The following is a 2,859-nucleotide window of genomic DNA, read 5'->3' on the forward strand; positions in this document are numbered from 1 at the left end:
AGCCCAATCCCCGTGCCCGCATACTCGCTCTTACTATGCAGGCGCTGGAAAACCTGAAAGATGCGGTCTAGGTACTTCTCCTCAAAGCCAACGCCGTTATCCACCACGTCAATGCGGTGATAGGCCATGGCGCCCCGGCTCACGCTCAGGCCCTGGGGTAGGTGATCGGCTGCTATCCAGCTGGCCTGGAAGACAATGCGGGGAGCCACCCCAGGCTGGCTAAATTTAAGTGCATTGCTCAACAAGTTTTGGAAGAGGAGATTCAGTTGAGCCGGGTCGCCCTGTACCACCGGCAATGGCCCGACCGTGACAACCGCCCCCGTCTCTTCAAGGACCAGGTCCAAATCGCTCAAGGCTAAACCAACCATGTCCGATAGAGACACCCAACCACTGCTCTCGCGCTGGGTAGCAATCCGGGAATAGGCCAGCAAATCCCGGATCAGGCTGGCCATCCGGCTAGCCGCTAGCTGCATCCGGTTGAGTAAATCGATGCCCGTCCCTAACTCAGGGGCATAAGTTGTTTTCAGGATGTCCGCAAAGGATTGAATTTTGCGCAGCGGCTCCTGCAAATCATGACTGGCGATGAAGGCAAACTGTTGCAGGTTCTCATTGGAGCGAACCAGTAAGCTGTTCGATTCGATTAACTCCTCATTGGCTTTGGTCAATTCGTGATTGGCCGCGTTGAGTTCCTGGGTGCGGTGTTGCACTTGCTGATCTAACTCCACCGACAAGCTTCGATAGCGGGCTTCACTGGCCTGCATGTTTCGGCGGGCGAGCACCTGTTGGGTCACTTCGGTGCAAACGACGAGAATGTCCGATACATGCCCCCGCCCATCGCGTTGGGGTTGATACATCAGGTCCACATAAATCGTTTGGGCTTGCTCCTGGCGGATAAGATTCACCGCCACTTCATGGGCCGTGTAGGGAATGCCCGTGGCGATCACCTGGGTCAATAAGTGGTCAAAGCCCTGCCCCTGGAGTTCGGGCAGCACTTCAAACAGGGGGCGGCCAATCAATTGCGCCGGCGAGCGGCCCACTAATTCTTGGTAGAAGGCATTGGCCATGCGAAACACAAACTGGTCACTACTAATGAGGGCAATGCCGACGGGTGACTGCTCAAACGAAGCCAGCCATTGAGCCTGACTTTCGTCAATCTTGAGGCGGCTCAACACCTGTTGGGTCACCTCGGTACAAACGACCGTGACTCCGGTAATGCGATCAGCCCCCGCCCCGGGACCAGCTTCGTAAAAAGGCTCATAAACAAAATCGATATAAGTCCGTTCTAAGTGCCCATGGCGCTCCAAATCAACTCCAACTTCTTTGGCCACATACCGCTTTCCGGTGGTAAGTACATCGGTCAATAAGGCTTCGAAGCCCTGGCCGCTGGCCTCGGGTAAAGCCTCAAAGAGGGGCTTATTGATCACCTGCTGCTGGGTTCTGCCCCAGTAGGCGAGGACGCTGGTGTTGGCCAGGGTAATCACAAAGTCAGGGCCGTAAAACAGGGCCATGGCCACGGGTGCTTGTTGAATGAGGGTCTCAAAGAGGCGATCTTTCAGGGCTTGATCGAAGGGCAGGTACGAGTGGCTGGTCATGAACCAAGGGGATATACCCGGAAAGGTACCCTTTTAGGGGTTAATAAAATAGCCGGTATCGATTTAGTCGTTCTCCTACTGGCGACTCAGCCTGACCGGGTAGATTCCCCGAGGGGAAAGCTTAAGCTGCGCTTGCCTACTGGCTTAATGAGCGCGTTTAGTGAAGTGGTCTGGCCCCATCGGGTAGTGCATTGATCGCGAAGGCTAGAAATCGGGGTGGCCAGGTAGTCAACCAAGCCGTGCTTAGTACTTCGCCATTCAGAAAGCAAATACCTGCTAAGCCGTTTGTCTCCCTGAAAAGCGCCTGGTGAGACAGTGATTTTTCTCTAGCTGACCAACCGTATACGGTGTTACAGCATACCAGCGCGCCTACTAAAGGAAGGATACTTAAGTGGTCCTTCAGCCATTTATTAGGGTAGGCTTCACCAGATTGAGTGCTGGTTATAGAAGGCTTAAGCCTTATGGATAGATAGTCATTAAGGCTAATTAAGTAATGTCTCTTAGCCAGCTTTATGGGTCGAATTCTTTCCGGTGGGTAATGCTCAAAAGCCAACTCAGAGGCGCTTGTTTAATGGGCCTGGATTGGTTCTTATTAAAAGCAGCCCGTTCTTGCCAAAAGATGACGAAAACGTCCGCTAAAATAGCCTTGGCTACCGAAGGATTTTTAGTTCGGCCTAACAGGTGTCCATAGAGCATCGGTGCATAGTAGTCATAAAAACGACTAAAATCTCGGCGACTGCCAAGGTGGGTGGAGTCAGCCCGGGACGCTTTTATCCAAGAGCGAACTAGATTTATATTTAAGATCATAAGTCAGGGGAATCCCAGTAGTTGATGGTTGACCACAACCTAAGATCTGGAATACACAATGTTACCATATAAATCACATAGTAACATCGTAATTTATTCATTGGTACTGGCTCTTCTCACGTTTACACTGGTACGCCTCTTCAAGGAGCGTTTTTATAGAACACTGGTTTTAATAGCTGTCCAATGTAACCTATCATACAATAGGGTTGCTTCTAGCCACGAGATGCACACCAGCCACTTCGGGCATCCATAAAGTCGGTAGCGTTTACACGAACCATTCCGCTTGGAGGCACTATCTTTCCGGTACCCCGTCCAGGCCACCAAACTTAGGGATGATATCCTTATGTATTGCCACCAAGCCCAATCACTGGCTGACACTCTAAGGCTGGTTTCTCCAGAATACCCCTGACAAGTAAACTACTACAAGTTCGACCGGTCGTAGCGGGCCATGTGCCGGGCT

General features: G+C 51.9%; 1 protein-coding gene. It reads right to left on the reverse strand.

The window, feature by feature from the left end; translation table 11 throughout:
• Positions 1 to 1,592, reverse strand: a 1,592-nt coding sequence (locus tag ACYVK4_RS10795) for a PAS domain-containing protein (RefSeq protein WP_461127516.1), incomplete at its 3' end; no start/stop codon positions are given.
• Between the last annotated feature and the right edge of the window lie 1,267 nt (positions 1,593 to 2,859).

This window comes from Spirosoma aerophilum, from assembly GCF_054782495.1.